Raw genomic sequence first — 19,450 nt, forward strand, 5'->3', positions numbered from 1 at the left:
CGAGTAAACGGTGAGTAAGTTGCATAGGTGTGGGCCCACGAATCCGGGGGCCCACCGTACGGTCCACGGACTCGGGGGCCTGACGCAACGAAACCGAACCAACAGCGACTTTCGAGGTGCACACCTTGGCTTTCCAGATGCCGGACCGCGGCGGAGGCCCGACAGGGCCGCGGATGAGAGTGGGCCGTCCGTCCCGGCGTGCCAGGACCCTGCTCATGACACTGGGCGTCCTCGCCGTCCTCGGCATGGCCTTCGCCATGTTCGCGGGCTTCTGGACGGACTGGCTGTGGTACCGGTCGGTGCACTACTCGTCCGTGTTCACCACCACCCTGTGGACCAAGATCGGACTGTTCTTCGTCTTCGGCCTGCTGATGGCGGCCGCGGTCGGGCTGAACATCTGGCTGGCGCACCGGCTGCGGCCGCCGCTGAGCGCCATGTCGATGGAGCAGCAGAGCCTGGACCGCTACCGGATGAGCATCGCGCCGTACAAGAAGTGGCTGCTGTGCGGCATCACGGCGCTGGTAGGGCTGATCGCCGGTGCCTCCGCCGCGAGCGAGTGGCGGACCTGGCTGATGTGGGTCAACGGCGTGCCGTTCGGCAAGCAGGACCCGCAGTTCCACCTGGACGTCTCCTTCTACGCCTTCGACCTGCCCTGGTACCGCTTCCTGCTGGGCTTCGGCTTCGCCGCCACGATCCTGTCCCTGATCGCCGCGGTGCTCACCCACTACCTGTACGGCGGGCTGCGTGTCACCAGCCCCGGCGCGCGTGCCACGGGCGCGGCGACCGGGCACCTGTCGGTGCTCCTCGGCGTCTTCGTGACGCTGAAGGCGGTGGCCTACTGGCTCGACCGGTACGGACTGGCGGTGAAGGCGAGCGACTTCAAGGCGACCGGCAACTGGACGGGCCTGAGGTACGTCGACGCCAACGCCTATCTGCCGGCCAAGACGATCCTGTTCTGCATCGCCGTCATCTGCGCGCTGCTGTTCTTCGCCACCCTGTGGCGGCGCACCTGGCAGCTGCCGGTCATCGGGTTCGGCCTGATGGTGCTCTCGGCCGTACTCATCGGCGGCCTGTACCCGGCGATCGTGCAGAAGTTCCAGGTCGAGCCCAACGAGCAGGCCAAGGAAGCCCCGTACGTCCAGAAGAACCTCAAGGCGACCCGTGAGGCGTACGGGATCGACGACTCCAAGGTCACCGACTACGCGGGCACGAGCAGCACCCAGGACAAGGCGAAGCTGCGGGACGCCGCCGCCGACGCGGCCAGTTACCGGCTGATGGACCCCAACATGGTCTCGCCGACGTTCGAGCAGCTCCAGCAGGTGCGCAACTACTACGGCTTCCCGTCGAACCTGGCCGTCGACCGGTACAAGACCGAGGACGGCAAGGTCCAGGACACGGTCATCGGTCTGCGCGAGCTGAACCTCGCCGGAATCCCGAAGAACAACTGGATCAACGACCACTTCCGCTACACCCACGGCTACGGCGTGGTCGCGGCCAAGGGCACCGAGGCCGACTCCGAGGGCCGCCCGGTGTTCACCGAGTACAACCTGCCGTCCACGGGCGACCTCCCGAGGTACGAGCAGCGGATCTACTACGGCGAGAAGACCACCACCTACTCCATCGTCGGCGGTCCCCAGAAGGAGATCGACTACTCCGACGACAGCGGTGAGAAGACCACGAGCTACAAGGGGAGCAGCGGGGTCAGCCTCTCCAACCCCCTCAACCGGGCCGCGTACGCGATGGCGTTCAGCGAGCCGCAGATCCTGTACTCCGGCGCGATCGGCGACGGCTCGCGCATCCTGTACAACCGCACGCCCAAGCAGCGCGTCGAGGCGGTCGCCCCGTGGCTGACGATCGACGGGGTCTCGTATCCGGCGGTGGTCGACGGGCGCGTCCAGTGGATCGTCGACGCCTACACGACCACCAACGGCTACCCGTACTCCTCGCGCACCACCCTCGGTGACACGACGCTGGACTCGCTGACCGCCGCCAACAACCAGCGGGTGGTGGCCCAGCAGAACCAGGTCAACTACATCCGCAACTCGGTCAAGGCGACCGTCGACGCCTACACGGGCGAGGTCAAGCTGTACCAGTGGGACACCAAGGACCCGGTCCTGAAGACCTGGATGAAGGCGTTCCCGGGCACGGTCGAGCCGAAGAAGGACATCTCCCCGGAGCTGATGTCCCACATCCGGTATCCCCAGGACCTGTTCAAGGTGCAGCGCGAGCTGCTCACGCGCTACCACGTCACGGACGCGCAGACCTTCCTCAGCGGCAGTGAGGTGTGGCAGATCCCCAACGACCCGACCAACAAGTCGGGCGACGCGGTGCCGCCGTACTACCTGAGCCTCAAGATGCCCGGTGAGTCGTCCCAGACGTTCTCGCTGACGACGACGATGACGCCGAACGGCCGTGACAACCTGAGCGCGTTCATGACGGTCAACGCCGACGCGAACACGAGCGACTACGGCAAGATCAGCATCCTGAAGCTGCCCACGGGCAAGACGATCGACGGACCGAAGCGGGTGCAGAGCCAGTTCAACTCCGAACCCTCCATCGCCGAGTCCATCCGGCTGCTGAAGGGCGGCGACTCGGAGGTCGAGTACGGCAACCTGCTGACGGTGCCGCTCGACGGCGGGCTGCTCTACGTGGAGCCGGTCTACCTGCGCGGCGGCGGCCTCAAGTACCCCTTGCTGCGCAAGGTCCTGGTGACGTACGGCGGCAACACCGCGTTCGAGGACACGCTCGACAAGGCACTCGACAAGGTCTTCGGCGCGGAGGGTTCGGCCACTCCGCCACCAGGCTCCGACACCGGCGGCGGTGGCACCGGCAGCGGTGAGACCAACCCGCCGCCGTCGAACAACCCGACGGTCCAGGAGGCGTTGAAGGACGCCCAGAAGGCCTTCGACGACGGTCAGACCGCCCTGAAGAACGGCGACTGGCAGGCGTACGGCCAGGCGCAGAAGGACCTCCAGGACGCGCTGAAGCAGGCCGAGGACGCGCAGGCGGAGAAGGCCGGCGGCAGCGGCGAGAACGGCGACGGCAAGGGCGGCGCGAGCCCGAGCGCGAGCGCCAGTCCGGCACCGGACAGCAGTCCGAGCGGTAGCCCGAGCGGGGGCTGATCGCTCCCGCCGAGCCGAAGGGCCCGGATCCGCAGCTGCGGATCCGGGCCCTTCGGCGTGTGCGAACGCATGTGTCGATGCGCCCTGCGGCCGTGCCGCCGTGGGGAGTTGGGCGATCTGTGTTTGACTTGTCTCTCTGTGGGCATGTCGACAAAACGCTGAAGTGACCTCACTGGCTGGGGTATTACAGATGTACCCGGGTTGCAGGTGGTGCGACGATGGACGTTATGGGGGACAAGGCAACTCTGTTCGAGACGGGGCGATTTGTGCAGACTTCCGGCTCCGATGAGACCGGAGGCGAGACGCGGGACGAGTCCGTGGCGGCCACCGACGAGACCGCCGAGCTGGCGCGCCGCCGCCTCGCCGCCGAGGCGGGCGACGTCGAGGCCATGAGCGTCCTCGGGGCCATGCTGCTGCGCCGCGGCGATCTCGACCGAGCCGAACCCCATCTGCGCTCCGCCACCGCGGGCGGCGACCGTGCCGCGGCCAACAACCTGGGAGTCCTGCTCCACCAGCGCGGATACGCCGACGAGGCCGCCGGGTGGTGGCGTATCGCCGCCGTCGCCGGATCCGCGCCGGCCGCGCACGCGCTCGGACGGCACCACCGCGAGCGCGGCGACGAGCCCGCCGCCGAGTACTGGCTGCGCCAGTCGGCCGAGCAGGGGCACGTCCTCGGCGCCTACGCCCTCGCCGACCTGCTGGAGCACCGCGGCGACGCCGGGGCCGAGCGCTGGATGCGGGTCGCCGCCGAGCGGGGCCACCGGGAGGCGGAGTACCGGCTGGCGCGGGCACTGGACCGGCGGGCCGACGGTGGCGGGCTGATGGCGGAGGCCGAGCAGTGGTACCGCCAGGCCGCCGCGCGCGGGCACCGGCGGGCCGCCCTGCACCTCGGCGCCATCCTGGAGAAGCGCGGCGACCTCAAGGAGGCCGGCCGCTGGTACCTGACCTCTGCCAAGGACGGCGAGGCCAGGGCCGCCTGCGCGCTCGGTTTCCTGCTGCGGGACGCCGGTGACGCCGAGAGCGCCGCCCTGTGGTGGCTGAGAGCCGCGCAGGACGGCGACGGCAACGCGGCGAACGCGCTGGGCGCGCTGCACGCCGAGCGGGGCGAGACGCAGACCGCCGAGCGGTGGTACCGGGCGGCGATGGACGCGGGCGACATCAACGGCGCCTACAACCTCGGGCTGCTCTGCGCCGAGCAGGGACGCACCGCGCAGGCCGAGCAGTGGTACCGGCGCGCGGCCTACGCCGGGCACCGGGAGGCGTCGAACGCGCTGGCCGTCCTGCTGTTGCAGGGCGGCGACACCGGCGGGGCCGAGCCGTGGTTCTCCAAGGCGGCGGAGGCCGGGAGCGTCGACGCCGCGTTCAACCTGGGAATCCTGTACGCCGGTCGGGACCTGGACGCCCAGGCCCTGCGGTGGTACGAGCGGGCGGCGGCGGCCGGGCACACGGAGGCCGCGTTGCAGGTGGGGATCGCCCGGCTGCGCGCGGGCGACGAGCGGGAGGCCGAGCGGCATCTGCGGTGCGCGGCCGGCGGCGGGAGCGCGGAGGCCGCGTACCGGCTGGCCACCGTGCTCGACGCCCGGCGGCCGCCGGCGCCCGCGCACGGGCTCGGGGAGCCGGCGATCCAGGAGAAGACCGAGTGCGAGGAGTGGTACGAGCGGGCGGCCGGCCAGGGGCACCGGCGCGCGCAGGTGCGGGTCGGGATGCTGGCCGCGGCCCGCGGGGACGTGGTCGAGGCGGCGCGGTGGTACCGGAAGGCGGCGGAGTCCGGGTCCCGCAACGGCGCGTTCAACCTGGGTCTGCTCCTCGCCCGGGAGGGCAGTGAGCCGGAGGCGGCCGTGTGGTGGGCGCGGGCGGCCGACGCCGGGCACGGGCGGGCGGCGCTGCGGCTCGCCCTGGTGCACGCGCGTCGCGGCGAGCTGGCCGAGGGGCAGGGGTGGGCCGACCGGGCCGTGGCGCTGGGACCGGCGGAGGTCGCCCAGCGGGCCGCTCGACTGCGGGACGCGCTGCGCGAGGAGCTGTCGGCGTGACGCGGGTCCCGCCGTCGTCCCCGTAAGCGATTTGCTTCTCGGTCCGCCGTTCACGTAATGTTGCATTCACCGACGCGGGGTGGAGCAGCTCGGTAGCTCGCTGGGCTCATAACCCAGAGGTCGCAGGTTCAAATCCTGTCCCCGCTACTGAAGGCCGAGGGCTGGAATCCGATCAGGATTCCGGCCCTCGGTGTTTACGGCCCACTCACGAAGGCTCGCGAACGGCGGATCGCGAAAGGCCCCCGGCACCGTCGAGGTGCCGGGGGCCTTTCCTTCGCGGGTGTGCGAGTGGGGCTGTCAGGCCGCCGCGCAGTTCGGACAGAGGCCGCGGTAGGTGACCTCCACGTCCGAGACCGTGAAGCCGAAGCGCTCCGAGTCGGGCAGGTCGGCCAGCGGGTTGCCGCTCGGGTGGACGTCCCGGATCGCGCCGCAGCCGGCGCAGACCAGGTGGTGGTGCGGCCGGTGCGCGTTGGGGTCGTACCGCTTGGCGCGCCTGTCCGTGGCGACTTCCAGGACCTCGCCGAGGGAGACCAGCTCGCCCAGCGTGTTGTACACGGTCGCCCGGGAGATCTCGGGCAGCTTGGCGACAGCCCGGGCGTGGACCTCGTCGGCCGTCAGATGGACGTGTTCGCCGTCGAGGACCTCGGCCACCACGCGCCGCTGCGCGGTCATCCGCCATCCGCGTCCGCGCAGCCGTTCCAGAAGGTCACTCATACCGACCAGCCTAACAGCAAGGGGAAATAGATTCCGAACCAGTGTGATTTTGGAGTCTTCCTTGACTTGGACTAAGTCCATTGTAGGATCGAGGCTGGCTTTGGCCAAGTGACAGGCACGACGGAAATGACCCAGGAGGCGACGTGACCCAGGGGCCCCTCACGACGGAGGCCGGTGCTCCGGTTGCCGACAACCAGAACAGCGAGACGGCGGGCGTCGGCGGCCCGGTGCTCGTCCAGGACCAGCTCCTGCTGGAGAAGCTCGCCCACTTCAACCGCGAGCGCATCCCGGAGCGTGTGGTGCACGCCCGTGGCGCCGGTGCATACGGCACCTTCACCGTCACCGCCGACGTCACGAAGTACACGCGCGCCAAGTTCCTCTCCGAGGTCGGCAAGCAGACGGAGACCTTCCTGCGCTTCTCGACCGTGGCAGGCAACCTCGGCGCCGCCGACGCGGTCCGCGACCCGCGCGGTTTCGCGCTGAAGTTCTACACCGAAGAGGGCAACTACGACCTCGTCGGCAACAACACCCCGGTGTTCTTCATCAAGGACGCCATCAAGTTCCCCGACTTCATCCACACCCAGAAGCGCGACCCCAACACGGGCAGCCAGGAGGCGGACAACGTCTGGGACTTCTGGGGCCTGTCGCCGGAGTCGACGCACCAGGTGACCTGGCTGTTCGGCGACCGCGGCATCCCGGCGTCGTACCGCCACATGAACGGCTACGGCTCCCACACCTACCAGTGGAACAACGAGGCCGGCGAGGTCTTCTGGGTCAAGTACCACTTCAAGACCGACCAGGGGATCAAGAACCTCACCGCCGAGGAGGCCGCCAGGCTCGCCGGTGAGGACCCCGACTCCCACCAGCGCGACCTGCGTGAGGCCATCGAGCGCGGCGAGAACCCCAGCTGGACCGTGCAGGTGCAGATCATGCCGGCGGCCGACGCGGCGACCTATCGCTTCAACCCGTTCGACCTCACCAAGGTGTGGCCGCACGAGGACTACCCGCCGATCGAGATCGGCAAGCTGGAGCTCAACCGCAACCCGGAGAACATCTTCGCCGAGGTCGAGCAGTCGATCTTCAGCCCCGCCCACTTCGTGCCGGGCATCGGTCCCTCCCCGGACAAGATGCTCCAGGGCCGCCTCTTCGCGTACGGCGACGCCCACCGCTACCGCGTCGGCATCAACGCCGACCACCTGCCGGTGAACCGTCCGCACGCCACCGAGGCGCGCACCAACTCGCGTGACGGCTACCTGTACGACGGCCGCCACAAGGGTGCGAAGAACTACGAGCCGAACAGCTTCGGCGGGCCGTTCCAGACGGACCGGCCGCTGTGGCAGCCCGTCCCGGTCACCGGCGTCACCGGTGACCACGAGGCACCGGTCCACGCCGAGGACAACGACTTCGTCCAGGCCGGCAACCTCTACCGCCTGATGTCGGACGAGGAGAAGGAGCGCCTGATCGGCAACCTGGCGGGCGCCATCTCGCAGGTTTCGCGCGAGGACATCGCCGAGCGCGCGATCAGCAACTTCCGTCAGGCGGACGACGGCTTCGGCAAGCGGCTGGAGGCCGCGGTCCAGGCCCTGCGCGGCTGATCTCCAGTACTGGACCGCTTGTCGTGGACGGCGGGCCGGGTCCCCTCGGGGGCCCGGCCCGCCGGCGTGCGTTCAGGCCGTGCCCGCGCCGGCGGCGGCCGCGCGCTGCCGGACCGGCGCCCAGCAGCGGATGATGTCGCGGACCGAGACGATGCCCGCCGGCTCGTCGTGGTCCAGGACGATGAGGTGCCGGAAGCCGCCGTGGGTCATGGCGCGGGCCGCCTCCTCCAGGGTCCAGGACGGCGCGGCGAACACGACGTCGGTGGTGGTGTGCGCGTGCACGCGCTCCGTGTCCGGGTTCTGGCCCAGACCCACGGAGTTGAGGACGTCGCGTTCGGTGAGGATGCCGATGCCGCCTGCGTCTGGGTCGTGGACGACGGCGGCGCCGACGTGGCGCGCGGACATCAGGGCCGCCGCCTGTCGGAGGGTGTGTGCGGGACCGATGGTGAGGACCACCGTGCTCATGGCGTCGCGGACGAGCATGGGATGGAGCCACCTCCTCGGGGAATCCGGCTGATGCGTGCCCGGCGCGAAAGGCGCCTGTCGAGCACTGCACAAGTTCACAAACGAGGGAACTTCCAGAGTCGCAGGCGAAGCAGGGGTCAACAAGGGGGCGTGCGCGGCCGGTCGGGGGCGTGCGCACGCGTTCCCCGTCGATCGTCAGCGCCGGTTGAGATACCCCAGCATCTCGTCGTGCAGCAGCCCGTTGGACGCGGCGGCGTTGCCGCTGTGCGGGCCGGGGCGGCCGTCGAGGCCGGTGAAGGTGCCGCCGGCCTCGGTCACGACGATCGCGTTCGCTGCCATGTCCCACAGGGACAGCGCCGGCTCGGCGCAGAAGTCGACCGAGCCCTCGGCGACCATCATGTACGGCCAGAAGTCGCCGTAGGCGCGAGTGCGCCAGACCGCGCGGGTCAGATCGAGGAAGCCGTCCAGGCGGCCCTGCTCCTCCCAGCCGCCGAGCGAGGAGTACGCGAAGGAGGCGTCCGAGAGTTCCGCGACGCGGGACACCTGGAGCCTGCTCGCCTGCGAAAGGCTGCGGCCCGTGAAGGCGCCGTGGCCCTTCGCGGCCCACCAGCGGCGGCCCAGGGCGGGGGCGGAGACGACGCCCACGACCGGCTGGTAGCCCCCCTCGCCCGCCTCCATCAGGGAGATGAGCGTGGCCCACACGGGGACGCCGCGCACGTAGTTCTTGGTGCCGTCGATCGGGTCGACGACCCAGCGGCGTGGACCGGTGCCCTCGACGCCGTACTCCTCGCCGAGGACCGCATCGCGGGGCCGGGCGCGTTGCAGCTGGCCGCGGATGAGTTCTTCCGCCGCCTTGTCCGCTTCGCTCACCGGGGTCATGTCCGGCTTGGTCTCGACCTTGAGGTCGAGGGCCTTGAAGCGGTCCATGGTCGCGGCGTCGGCGGCGTCCGCGAGGACGTGGGCCAGGCGCAGGTCGTCGAGATAGTCCGGCATGCAAGAACCGTATCCGCCTGGGGGTGAGACGGGGCTACCGGGGGCGGGGTGGCCTGCTGTGCGGTGCGGTCCCCGGGGCCGGCCCGCGGTGGCGAGGGTGTGGCGCCCTCGGTGGTGCCCACGTACCGTCACGGACCCTTGACAGTGCGTTCGGGGGCGTCAAATCTGGGCGCAGAGCCGCTCGCCCCCGGGAGGCGATGATGCCTGCAGCGCGGGAATCCCTGCTGGACGCCGCCTACACGGCGCTGACGCGGCGGCCGTGGTCCGCGGTACGGATGGTCGACGTGGCCGCGGCGGCGGGGGTCTCCCGGCAGACGCTGTACAACGAGTTCGGCAGCAAGGAGGGGTTCGCGCGGGCCCTGGTCAGGCGAGAGGCGGACGGCTATCTCGCCGGGGTCGAAAGGGCCCTCGCCACCCCCACCGACCCGCGCGAACGGCTCACCGCCGCCGCCGAGTGGACCGTGTCCGCCGCCCGGGACAACGCGCTGGTGAAGGCGATGCTCACCGGCTGCTGGAGCGAACGGCTGCCCTCGCCGACGCTGTCGGCGGTGCCGTCCTCCAGCGCGGTTCCGGCCCAGCGCCAGGCCGACGGCCCGCTGCCGTCGCCCGGCGACTTCGTGGCGATCGTCCGCGACCGCGCCGTGGCCCTGCTCTGCGCCCCCGGCACGCCAAGGGCGGACAGCGCCGAACTGGCCCGCGCCTGCGAGCTGGTGATCCGCCTGGCCCTGTCGTGCGTGGCGGCGCCGCCGGGCGAGGGCGTCGCCGAACTGGTACGCGGCGCGCTCCCTCGCCAACCGGGCTGACCCGCCCTCCGCGCCCGCCTCCGCGTCGTGTCAGTGCGCGGAACCGGACAGCTGGAGCCCGATCACCCCGATGATGACCAGGCTGATCGAGAGGATCTTCAGCGTGGAGACCAGGTCGCCGAGGAAGACCATGCCGTAGATCGCGGTGCCCGCCGCGCCGATGCCGGTCCACACCGCGTAGGCGGGGCCCACGTCGAGCTTCTTCAGGGACAGGGTGAGCAGACCGAAACTGCCCAGGGCGAAGCAGCAGAAGGCGATGGTCGGCCAGAGCCGGGTGAAGCCGTGCGACAGCTTCAGGCACACGGCGAAGCCGGTCTCGAGCAACCCGGCAACGATGACCAGCAGCCACGCCATGTGCTGTCCTCCCGTGCGTCCGCATGCCGTGACCGCTTGGTCGTGCTTGGGGCAGGTCGTGATCCGGCTCCGTGCGATTATGCACTTGCCGGACCGCACCGCACCCAAACAACGCGGAGGTCAGTCGCCTTCCTTGCGCTCCCGCGTGGCCAGAAGCCGGCGCAGCGAGTACAGCCGGGCCGGGTCCGCGTGCCCCTCGGCGACCCACGTGTCCAGCGCGCAGTCCGGCTCGTCGTGGCTGCACGCGCGCGGGCAGCCCTCGGTGCCCGGTTCGAGGTCGGGGAAGGCGTGGATGACCCGGGACGGATCGATGTGCGCGAGCCCGAACGACCGTACGCCCGGGGTGTCCACGACCCAGCCGCCCGCGCCCGCCAGCGGCAGCGCGAGCGCGGAGGTGGTGGTGTGCCGGCCCCGGCCGGTCACCGCGTTCACATGTCCCGTCACCCGCCGCCGCTCCGGCGGCACCAGAGCGTTGACCAGTGTCGTCTTGCCCACGCCGGAGTGGCCGACGAACGCCGTGACCTTCCCGTCGAGATGCTCGCGCACCCGGTCCGCCGCGGCGCCGCCGTCCAGCTCGGCGCGGCTGGTGACCACGTAGGGGATGTCCAGATCCCCGTACAGCTCCAGGAGCTTGTCCGGCGGGGCCAGGTCCGACTTCGTCATGACCAGCAGCGGGTCGAGGCCGCCGTCGTACGCCGCCACCAGGCAGCGGTCGATCAGCCGCGGGCGCGGCTCGGGGTCGGCGAGCGCGGTGACGATGGCCAGTTGGTCGGCGTTCGCGACGACCACGCGCTCGTAGGGGTCGTCGTCGTCCGCCGTGCGGCGCAGGACCGAGGTGCGCCCCTCGATGCGGACGATGCGCGCGAGGGTGTCCTTCGTCCCGGACAGGTCACCGACCAGGGCCACCCGGTCGCCCACGACGGCGGCCTTGCGGCCCAGTTCGCGGGCCTTCATCGCGACGACCGCGCGGCCGTCCACGAGGCACGTCAGCCGTCCCCGGTCGACGGTGAGGACCATGCCCTCGGCGGCGTCCTCGTGCTTGGGGCGGATGTTCGTGCGCGGCCGGTTGCCCCTGCGGTTGGGGCGGCTGCGGATGTCGTCCTCGTCGGTGTGCTTGCCGTAGCGGCGCATGGCGTGCTCCCCGCGTCCCTACGCCCCGAGCATCCCGGTCCACAGGTCGGGGAATTCGGGCAGTGTCTTCGCCGTCGTCGCCACGTTCTCGATCTGCACGCCCTCGACCGCCAGGCCGATGATCGCGCCGGCCGTCGCCATGCGGTGGTCCTCGTAGGTGTGGAAGACCCCGCCGTGCAGGCGGCGCGGGCGGATGCGCAGGCCGTCGGCCGTCTCGGTCACGTCACCGCCGAGTTCGTTGATCTCCTTGGTCAGCGCGGCCAGGCGGTCGGTCTCGTGCAGCCGCAGATGGGCCACGCCCCGCAGGGTCGAGGGCGAGTCCGCCAGCGCGGCGACGGCCGCGATGCCCGGGGTCAGCTCGCCGACCTCGCCGAGGTCGACGTCGATGCCGTGCACGGCACCCGAGCCGGTGAACACCAGGCCGTAGTCGGTGAGTTCGCAGGAACCACCCATCTCGGTGAAGATCTGCCGCAGCCGGTCACCCGGCTGGGTCGTCCGGGCCGGCCAGTCGGGGATGACGATCTTGCCGCCGGTCACCAGCGCCGCCGCGAGGAAGGGCTGGGCGTTGGACAGGTCGGGCTCCACGGTCAGGTCCCGGCCGAGCAGGGCGCCCGGGGTGACCCGCCAGACGTTCGGCTCGCCGCCCGACTCGGGGGTGTCCACCTGGGCCCCGACCGCCCGCAGCATGTCGACCGTCATCCGGATGTGCGGCAGCGACGGCAGGGACGAGCCGGTGTGCCGGACCTCCACGCCCTGGTTGAAGCGCGGGCCGGACAGCAGCAGGGCGCTGACGAACTGGGACGAGGAGGAGGCGTCGATCTCCACCGGCCCGCCGTCCAGCGCGCCGCTGCCGTGCACGGTCATCGGCAGCGCGCCGCGGCCGTCGTCGTCGATCCGGGCGCCGAGGACGCGCAGCGCGTCGATGACGCCGTCCAGCGGGCGCTCGTACGACCGCGGGTCGCCGTCGAAGCGGACGGGGCCGTCGGCCAGCGCGGCGACCGGCGGCAGGAAGCGCATCACCGTGCCGGCGTTGCCGACGTCGACCGTGGCCGGGCCGTGCAGGCCCGCGGGGATCACGCGCCAGGCCTCTCCGGTGCCGTCCGGCCCGACGCCCTCCTCGATGCCGACGCCCATGGTCCGCAGGGCGCCGGCCATCAGCAGCGTGTCGCGGGAGCGCAGCGGGCGGCGCAGCCAGCCCGGCTCGGAGGCGAGGGCGGCGAGCACCAGGGCGCGGTTGGTGACGGACTTCGACCCGGGCACGTGGACCGTCGCGTCGACGGCTCCGCTCGCGTGCGGGGCGGGCCAGAGGGCGGTGTGCGCGGGGTTCGGGGCCATAATCCCCACCTTAATGGTCGGCCGTGCTTCGGGTGCGGCCGCGTAGTCGCTGGTCGCGCCCCGCGACGGAGCCGCACACCAGCACGGTCGCCCCCCTCGGACCCCGGCGCCCCCGCGCGCCCGGCGACGACGTCAGGACGACGGAAGGGCGACGGAAGCCGGAGGGACCACCTCACCCCGTCAGCAGCCACCGCCCGCCGCCGATCAGCGAGCACAGCGACACCGCGTGGAACAGGAACAGCCACAACGCCGCCGGGACGTGCGTCAGCCGCGACAACTGGTCCGCGTCCGAGTCCCCGGCGCCCCCGCGCGCCCGCTTGGCCTGGAGCTCGAAGGCCGGGCGCACGCCGCCGAGCAGCAGGAACCACACCACCGCGTACGCGAACGCGGCCTGCACCTGGGGCCCGGTCAGCCAGGACACCAGCAGGAACGTGCCGCCGGTGAGGAGCACGGTGAGCGCCCCGTAGACGTTGCGGATCATCACCAGCATCGCCACCAGCAGCGCCGTGGCCACCCACAGCAGCAGCGTGATGCGACCGGTGGCGAGCAGGGCAGCGCCGCCCAGGCCCAGCAGCGGGGGAGCGGTGTAGCCGGCGGCCGCGGTGAGGATCATGCCGATGCCGTGCGGCTTGCCCCGGCTGACGGTCAGGCCGCTGGTGTCGGAGTGCAGGCGTATGCCGGTCAGCGTGCGTCCGGTGAGCAGCGCCACCAGCCCGTGCCCGCCCTCGTGCGCGATGGTGATCGCGTTGCGCGAGAGGCGCCACAGGCCGTGCGGGACGATCACGGCGAGCGCGGCGGCCGCGGTGGCGATCACCACCCACAGGTCGGGGTCGGGCTGGGTGCCGACGAGCCGGTCCCAGAGGTCGGGCAGCGCGGTGGGGGAGGCGAGGCCGTCCATGTTTCCGAGTGGCTCCCTGTCCGTGTGCGAGGTCTGGCAGTGTTGCACGTATGTGCGGACGGTATGCGGCCAGTCGCGGCCCCGAGGATCTCGCAGGAGTCTTCGAGATCCAGAAGTGGGACCCGGAGGAGACCCTGGAGCCCGACTACAACGTGGCCCCGACCAAGGAGGTCCACGTGATCCTGGACCGTCCCTTGAAGGACGCCGACGACCGCAGCCCGGTTCGCCAGCTGCGGAAGCTGAGGTGGGGACTCGTGCCGTCCTGGTCGAAGTCCCCCGAGGGCGCCGCCCGGATGATCAACGCGCGCGCGGAGACCGTGCACGAGAAGCCGTCGTACCGCCGCGCCTTCGCCGCCCGGCGCTGTGTCGTGCCCGCCGACGGCTACTACGAGTGGGTCACCGGCACCCAGGAGCGGGAGCTGGAGGTCGAGGGCAGGCGCAAGCGGCCGCGCAAGCAGCCCTACTTCGTGACCCCGGCCGACGGATCGGTCTTCGCGATGGCCGGGCTCTACGAGTTCTGGCGGGACCGGACACTGCCCGACGACCACCCCCGGGCCTGGTGGGTGACCTGCTCGGTGATCACCACGGACGCGGAGCGGACCCCGCTGGCGGTGGCCCCGGCCGAGGGGCCCCGCTCGCTGGCCGACATCCACCCCCGGATGCCGCTGATGCTGACCCCGGACCGCTGGGACGCCTGGCTGGACCCGGCCCGCACCGACCCGGACGACCTGCGCGCGCTGCTCACCCCGCCGCCTCCCGGCCTGATGCGCGCCTATCCCGTTTCGACGGCTGTGAGCAACGTACGCAACAACGGCCCGGAGCTGTTGCAGGAGCTGCCCGCCCCGGAGGAGGGCACACTCTTCTGACTTGAACCCTTTCCCGGCTGAAGCAGGGGGATTCCGGGCTCAAGCAGCCCCTTCGCTCGGCAAGCGAACGAGTCTGACGCTCTCAGCACCAGCCGGGACGGAACCTGCCCGGTCGCCGTCGAGACAAAGGAGTCGCGCGTGCTTGGCTCTCGCAACGCACGGCAGTCACCATGCTCAATCGCGTGGGCGGTCTTTCGCCTTTTGGATGAAATCCTCTTCCTTGCCCTGCTCCGCAGGAGTCTCAGCCTCGGAGGTCTCCGGTGAGCGAGACCGTCGAGACGGAGGCGGGCACGGCCCGGATCACCTGGCACCGGGCCCACGGCGCACGCCTGGTGCTCGCCGTCAGCCACGGAGCCGGCGGTGGCATCGAGGCCCGCGACCTCCAGGCCCTGGCGCGCGCACTCCCCGGGCACGGGGTCACCGTCGCGCTGGTCGAGCAGCCCTGGCGGGTGGCCGGCAAGAAGGTGGCGCCGGCGCCGAGGACGCTGGACGCCGGCTGGCGCGGACTCTGGCCCGCCCTCGCCGGGCCGGGGCTGCCGGTGGTCGCGGGCGGCCGGAGCGCCGGGGCGCGCGTCGCCTGCCGTACGGCGGCCGAGCTGGGCGCGCACGCCGTGCTCGCCCTCAGCTTCCCGCTGCACCCGCCGGGCAGGCCCGAGAAGTCCCGCGCCGACGAACTGCTCGGCGCCGGGGTGCCCACGCTCGTCGTCCAGGGCGGCAACGACCCGTTCGGCAGGCCCGGGGAGTTCCCGGAGGGTTCCTTCCGGCTGGTCGAGGTGCCGCACGGCGATCACGGCTTCGCCGTCCCGAAGCGGGCGGCGATCACTCAGGACCGGGCCCTGGAGATCATCACCGAGGCCGTCGCCCAGTGGGCCACGTCACTCCCGTGACCCCCGGGAATGCCTGGCGGACCGCCGCTGTTGACCCGGTCAGTAGTGCCGCTCACCGGCGCCGACGTCACAGGAGAGGAAGTCCGCCGCATGGGTTCGACCGTTTGCCCGAGCCGCAGCAGCCGTACTGACCTGGACTGGACGGTGCTGCACACGGCGAGGAGCGCTCCTGTTCGAGCGGCGGCAGGCACGGGTCGTCGTCTATCCTCCGATTCGAGTGGAACCGCATTCGGTGCCACGACGTCGCTTGAGGAGGTGGGTCCGGTTCCCGGTACCGACGCAGGGACCGACAACGGCCAGGCGGAGCAGCCCGAGGGCCGGGGCACGGGCGTGGGCGCATCCGTGGAGTCGATGGCCGAGCGCAGCGCGCGCTTCGAGCGGGACGCGCTGGAATTCCTCGACCAGATGTACTCGGCCGCGCTGCGCATGACACGCAACCCGGCCGACGCCGAGGACCTGGTGCAGGAGACGTACGCCAAGGCGTACGCGTCCTTCCACCAGTTCCGTGAGGGCACCAACCTCAAGGCGTGGCTGTACCGGATCCTCACCAACACCTTCATCAACTCCTACCGCAAGAAGCAGCGCGAGCCGCAGCGCAGTGCCGCCGAGGAGATCGAGGACTGGCAGCTCGCCCGTGCCGAGTCGCACATGTCGACCGGCCTGCGCTCCGCCGAGTCGCAGGCGCTCGACCACCTGCCCGACTCGGACGTGAAGGAAGCCCTCCAGGCGATCCCCGAGGAATTCCGCATCGCCGTCTACCTCGCGGACGTAGAAGGCTTTGCGTACAAGGAGATCGCGGACATCATGGGGACACCCATCGGGACGGTGATGTCCCGGCTGCACCGGGGCCGCCGCCAACTGCGCGGCATGCTCGAGGACTACGCCCGCGAGCGCGGACTGGTCCCGGCCGGCGCCGGAGAGTCGAACGAAGCGAAAGGCTCGGGCTCATGAGCTGCGGAGACCCGCACGAGACGGACTGCAGTGAGGTACTCGACCACCTCTACGAGTTCCTCGACAGTGAGATGCCGGACGTCGATCGCACCAAGTTCGAGCACCACTTCGAGGAGTGCTCGCCGTGCCTCGAGAAGTACGGCCTGGAGCAGGCCGTGAAAAAGCTGGTCAAGCGGTGCTGCGGGCATGACGACGTCCCCGCCGACCTGCGCGCCAAGGTCATGGGGCGGATCGATCTCATCCGCTCCGGCCAGGCCGTCCCCGAGCACGACGTGACCGCGGCACCGGTGACTCCCCAGGAGTCCTGACCCACCGCGCGCGGGTGCCCGCCCGGCGCCCGCCTCCCCCTTCACGCCTACCGCTCGCACCCGGCGCTCGCACATACGTCGGACGCGCTGCGGACATGCTTCGGGCACCGACCCGGACGCTCTTCACCCGAACGTGCTAATCCCCGGGTCTTCGGCCCGTGGGCTCCCCGTCGTGCGCCCTACGCTCCCACCGTGGACAGGCATGACCGGGGAGGGGCGGCATGGAGGCGGTTCCACCGCGGGCCCGTGCGTACGTCGCCTGTGCCGTCCTCGGCGCCCTGGCCTGTCTGCTGCCGCTGCCGGTGACGCCCACCCCCTGGTGGGCGGTCGCCCTGCTCACCGCGGTGTACGCCGGGTGCAGGCAGTTCGCCCGGCGCGGCTTCGCCGGGCCCTTCTACCCCGTACTGCTCGCGGCGGCCTTCCTGCTGCCGCCGCCCGCCGCCGCGCTGGTTCCGCTGCCGGGCGTCCTGCTCGCCCGCGCCGGGCAGCGGCCCGAGGGGCTGCGCCGGATCTGGCGGGCCGCGCAGCTCGCCCTCGCGGTGTGGGCGGCCGCCCGGGTGCACTGGGCGCTGGGCGGCCGGGACGCCGTCGTCGGATGCGACTTCCCCCACGTCCTCGTCCCCGCGGGCGCCGCCGTGCTCGCCTTCTGCCTGATGCTCACGGCGCTGGACGGCGGGGTCCTCGCGCTGGCCGAGCGTGTGCCGGCCCGGCGGGCCTGGCAGGGGCTGTTCGCCCGGTCGCTGGCGCCGATCGCGGTGCACGGGCTCGCGGGGCTGATGATGGCCGTGCTGTGGCGCAGTCCCTACGGGCCCGTCGCCGCACTGCTCGTGCTGCTGCCGATGTGCGTGTCCGGGTGGGTGTACGCCCAGTACCACCGGGAGAAGTCGGCGCACCGGGCCACCATCCGCGCGCTGGTGCAGGCCGTCGACATCAAGGACGGCTACACGCGCGGGCACAGCGAGCGGGTCGGGCAGGCCTCCATGCTGATCGCGCGCGAGCTCGGCATGGACGACGAGCGGGTCGAGGTGCTGCGGTTCGCCGGCATCCTGCACGACGTGGGCAAGCTGGGCGTCCCCACCCGGCTGCTGCGCAAGGACGGGCCGCTGACCCCCGAGGAGCGGCGCGTGATCGAGCTGCACCCCGAGTACGGGCACGAGATGGTGCGCGGGATCTCCTTCCTGGGCGAGGCCCGCGCGGCGATCCTGCACCACCACGAGCGGCTCGACGGAGGCGGCTACCCGTATGGGCTGATGGGCAGTCAGATCCCGGAGAGCGCACGGGTGGTGGCCGTCGCGGACGCCTTCGACGCGATGACGTCCACACGGTCCTACCGGCGGGCCCGGCCGGTGGCCGCCGCGCTGGCGGAGCTGGAGCGCTGCGCGGGTACGCAGTTCGACCCGCGGATGGTCACGGCGCTGGTCCGGGCCCTGGGCCGGTACGGCTGGCACCCGGCGGTCACCGCGCAGGACGGTACGCCCGTCGCCCCGCCGGCACCGTTCCGTGCCGTCCCCGGTACCACGGGCGCGACGCCGGCGGCTCTCGGCGGCGCGGAGGACACGCCCGTCGTCCCTTCGGCTGCGGCATCCGGCGGGGGAGGCGAGCCCGTCCTCCCGGCGTCGTACGCCGCCGAGGACGGTGGCCCCGGCGCCGCGCCGGGGCGGTCCGCCGGCGGTCGGCCGGAAGCCCGTCGATGAGCCGGCCCCTTCTGCTTCTCCTCATCCGCGGCTCGGCGGTCCTGGTCGCCCTGCTGTCCCTCGTCGTCACCCTGTGGACCGGCCTCGAGGAGCGCGGAGCCGCCCTCGCCTTCGGGGTGCTGGTCCTCGTCGGCGAGCTCACCCGGTGGACCGGGGACGAGTCCCGGGAGGCCGCGCCGCTCGGCGCCGCGGGGGCGCTGTCGTACGCGCTGCTGGGCGAGGCCGCCGGCCGGCCCAGCCACCACGGCGCCTGCCAGGTCGTCGCCGTGGTGCTCGCCGCCTGCCTCCTGGGCGGCGTGCCGCACATCGCGCGCGGGCGCGGGCGGTCGCTCGACCACCTGGTGCGGCGGATCCTCACCGTCGCCTTCGCCGCCGTCTGCTTCCAACCCCTCTACGGCGTAGGGGCGTACCGGGGCTGGGTCGGTCCGGCGTACGCCCTGCTGCTGCTCGCGCTCCTGGTGCTCACCGCGCTGTGCGGCGCCGTGCTCGCCGCCGCGCAGGCTCACTGCCGCACCCGGTGGCCGTTCGGCCCGCTGCTGCGGGAGGAGCTGCGGGGCCTGCTCGGGATCGGCTCGGCGGTGTGCGCGACCGGCGCCGTCATGGCCCTCGCCGTCGCCGTGGCCGGACTGTGGGCACTGCCCGTGTTCTCGCTGCCGCTGCTGCTCACCCAGCTGTCCCTCAGACGCTACGCGGCCGTGCGGAGGACCTACCGGCAGACCATCGCCTCCCTGGCCCGGGCCACCGAGGTCGCCGGGTACACCCCGGCCGGGCACGCCCGGCGGGTGGCCGCGCTGAGCCGGGCCGTGGGCCGGGACCTGGGCCTGACGGAACCGGAGCTGACCGTCCTGGAGCACGCGGCCCTGATGCACGACATCGGGCAGCTCAGCCTGGTCGACCCGGTGGCCGCCGGGGCCACCGCCGGGCTGCCCGCCGAGGAGCAGCGGCGGATCGCGCTGCTCGGCGGGGCCGTGGTGCGGCAGACCGGGGTCGACGCCCGGGTCGCGGTGGTGGTGGAGCGGCAGGCCGACCCCTGCCGGGAGCAGCCGTTGCCCGCGCGGATCGTCCGGGCCGTCAACGCCTACGAGGAGAAGGCGCGCGACGCCGGGCCCGGCGGCCCGCTCAAGGCCCTGGAGGAACTGCGGCTGGCAGGGGCCGACGCGTACGCCCCCGAGGTGGTGGAGTCACTGGGCCGGGTGCTGTCGCGGGACTGCCTGACCCTTCCCGCCGAGGGGTAACCCATGGGTAATGAGCCTCCCTCCAGTCGTACGTGGTTGGATGCGAATGAGAGGGTGTCCGGGGGCAGA

At 72.0% G+C, this 19,450-nt stretch carries 17 protein-coding genes and 1 tRNA gene; 11 read left to right on the forward strand and 7 right to left on the reverse strand.

The window, feature by feature from the left end:
* Window positions 1-116 precede the first annotated feature (116 nt).
* From ACFY4A_RS08655 to ACFY4A_RS08665, 3 genes are all read left to right on the forward strand, one after another.
* Window positions 117-3,122, forward strand: coding sequence for a UPF0182 family protein (locus ACFY4A_RS08655; RefSeq protein WP_390828676.1), 3,006 nt, complete (start codon window positions 117-119; stop codon window positions 3,120-3,122).
* Window positions 3,123-3,340: 218 nt separating this feature from the next.
* Window positions 3,341-5,152 carry a tetratricopeptide repeat protein gene (locus ACFY4A_RS08660; protein ID WP_390828677.1) on the forward strand — a complete coding sequence of 604 codons (1,812 nt, stop codon included), beginning with the start codon at window positions 3,341-3,343 and terminating at the stop codon, window positions 5,150-5,152.
* A 73-nt stretch (window positions 5,153-5,225) separates the two neighbouring features.
* Window positions 5,226-5,299, forward strand: a tRNA-Met gene (locus ACFY4A_RS08665).
* A gap of 150 nt (window positions 5,300-5,449) precedes the next feature.
* On the opposite strand, the gene ACFY4A_RS08670 is transcribed toward ACFY4A_RS08665, so the two are convergent.
* On the reverse strand, window positions 5,450-5,866 hold the full coding sequence (locus tag ACFY4A_RS08670) for a Fur family transcriptional regulator (RefSeq protein ID WP_390828678.1): 417 nt from the start codon (window positions 5,864-5,866) through the stop codon (window positions 5,450-5,452).
* A gap of 143 nt (window positions 5,867-6,009) precedes the next feature.
* Between ACFY4A_RS08670 and ACFY4A_RS08675 the strand changes: the two genes are divergently transcribed.
* Window positions 6,010-7,461 carry a catalase gene (locus ACFY4A_RS08675; RefSeq protein WP_390828679.1) on the forward strand — a complete coding sequence of 484 codons (1,452 nt, stop codon included), beginning with the start codon at window positions 6,010-6,012 and terminating at the stop codon, window positions 7,459-7,461.
* Between the two features lie 72 nt (window positions 7,462-7,533).
* On the opposite strand, the gene ACFY4A_RS08680 is transcribed toward ACFY4A_RS08675, so the two are convergent.
* Together ACFY4A_RS08680 and hisN are read right to left on the reverse strand one after the other, a co-directional pair.
* On the reverse strand, window positions 7,534-7,944 hold the full coding sequence (locus ACFY4A_RS08680; protein WP_390828680.1) for a cyclic nucleotide-binding/CBS domain-containing protein: 411 nt from the start codon (window positions 7,942-7,944) through the stop codon (window positions 7,534-7,536).
* Window positions 7,945-8,121: 177 nt separating this feature from the next.
* Window positions 8,122-8,919 carry a histidinol-phosphatase gene (hisN, locus tag ACFY4A_RS08685; protein ID WP_390828681.1) on the reverse strand — a complete coding sequence of 266 codons (798 nt, stop codon included), beginning with the start codon at window positions 8,917-8,919 and terminating at the stop codon, window positions 8,122-8,124.
* 200 nt (window positions 8,920-9,119) lie between these two features.
* On the opposite strand from hisN, the gene ACFY4A_RS08690 reads away from it, so the two are divergent.
* Window positions 9,120-9,722 (forward strand): TetR/AcrR family transcriptional regulator, encoded by a 603-nt coding sequence (locus ACFY4A_RS08690; RefSeq protein ID WP_390828682.1) that lies wholly within the window; start codon window positions 9,120-9,122, stop codon window positions 9,720-9,722.
* Between the two features lie 30 nt (window positions 9,723-9,752).
* Here ACFY4A_RS08690 and ACFY4A_RS08695 read toward each other — a convergent pair whose 3' ends face one another.
* From ACFY4A_RS08695 to ACFY4A_RS08710, 4 genes are all read right to left on the reverse strand, one after another.
* Complete coding sequence (locus ACFY4A_RS08695) at window positions 9,753-10,076, reverse strand: DMT family transporter (RefSeq protein ID WP_390828683.1); 324 nt, start codon at window positions 10,074-10,076, stop codon at window positions 9,753-9,755.
* A 120-nt stretch (window positions 10,077-10,196) separates the two neighbouring features.
* Complete coding sequence (rsgA, locus tag ACFY4A_RS08700) at window positions 10,197-11,207, reverse strand: ribosome small subunit-dependent GTPase A (protein ID WP_390828684.1); 1,011 nt, start codon at window positions 11,205-11,207, stop codon at window positions 10,197-10,199.
* Window positions 11,208-11,225: 18 nt separating this feature from the next.
* Window positions 11,226-12,542, reverse strand: coding sequence for a 3-phosphoshikimate 1-carboxyvinyltransferase (aroA, locus tag ACFY4A_RS08705; protein ID WP_390828685.1), 1,317 nt, complete (start codon window positions 12,540-12,542; stop codon window positions 11,226-11,228).
* A 172-nt stretch (window positions 12,543-12,714) separates the two neighbouring features.
* Entirely contained in the window at window positions 12,715-13,440 is a 726-nt protein-coding gene (locus tag ACFY4A_RS08710; protein ID WP_390828686.1) for a M50 family metallopeptidase, read from the reverse strand.
* A gap of 50 nt (window positions 13,441-13,490) precedes the next feature.
* On the opposite strand from ACFY4A_RS08710, the gene ACFY4A_RS08715 reads away from it, so the two are divergent.
* The 6 genes from ACFY4A_RS08715 to ACFY4A_RS08740 all read left to right on the forward strand — a co-directional run bounded on the left by ACFY4A_RS08715 (window position 13,491) and on the right by ACFY4A_RS08740 (window position 19,381).
* Window positions 13,491-14,306, forward strand: a complete 816-nt coding sequence (locus ACFY4A_RS08715; RefSeq protein WP_390828687.1) for an SOS response-associated peptidase — start codon at window positions 13,491-13,493, stop codon at window positions 14,304-14,306.
* A gap of 260 nt (window positions 14,307-14,566) precedes the next feature.
* Window positions 14,567-15,193 carry an alpha/beta family hydrolase gene (locus ACFY4A_RS08720; RefSeq protein WP_390828688.1) on the forward strand — a complete coding sequence of 209 codons (627 nt, stop codon included), beginning with the start codon at window positions 14,567-14,569 and terminating at the stop codon, window positions 15,191-15,193.
* A 255-nt stretch (window positions 15,194-15,448) separates the two neighbouring features.
* Window positions 15,449-16,144, forward strand: a complete 696-nt coding sequence (sigR, locus tag ACFY4A_RS08725; protein WP_390828689.1) for an RNA polymerase sigma factor SigR — start codon at window positions 15,449-15,451, stop codon at window positions 16,142-16,144.
* Window positions 16,141-16,452: a mycothiol system anti-sigma-R factor gene (gene rsrA / locus ACFY4A_RS08730; RefSeq protein ID WP_390828690.1), complete on the forward strand. Its 312-nt coding sequence runs from the start codon at window positions 16,141-16,143 to the stop codon at window positions 16,450-16,452. Before sigR ends, rsrA begins: the two co-directional genes overlap by 4 nt.
* A 221-nt stretch (window positions 16,453-16,673) precedes the next feature.
* Window positions 16,674-18,146: an HD-GYP domain-containing protein gene (locus ACFY4A_RS08735; RefSeq protein ID WP_390828691.1), complete on the forward strand. Its 1,473-nt coding sequence runs from the start codon at window positions 16,674-16,676 to the stop codon at window positions 18,144-18,146.
* Complete coding sequence (locus ACFY4A_RS08740; protein WP_390828692.1) at window positions 18,143-19,381, forward strand: HD-GYP domain-containing protein; 1,239 nt, start codon at window positions 18,143-18,145, stop codon at window positions 19,379-19,381. Before ACFY4A_RS08735 ends, ACFY4A_RS08740 begins: the two co-directional genes overlap by 4 nt.
* The last annotated feature ends 69 nt before the right edge of the window (window positions 19,382-19,450 follow it).

Origin of the sequence: Streptomyces sp. NPDC001292 (genome assembly GCF_042896465.1) — a bacterium.
Lineage (GTDB): Bacteria > Actinomycetota > Actinomycetes > Streptomycetales > Streptomycetaceae > Streptomyces.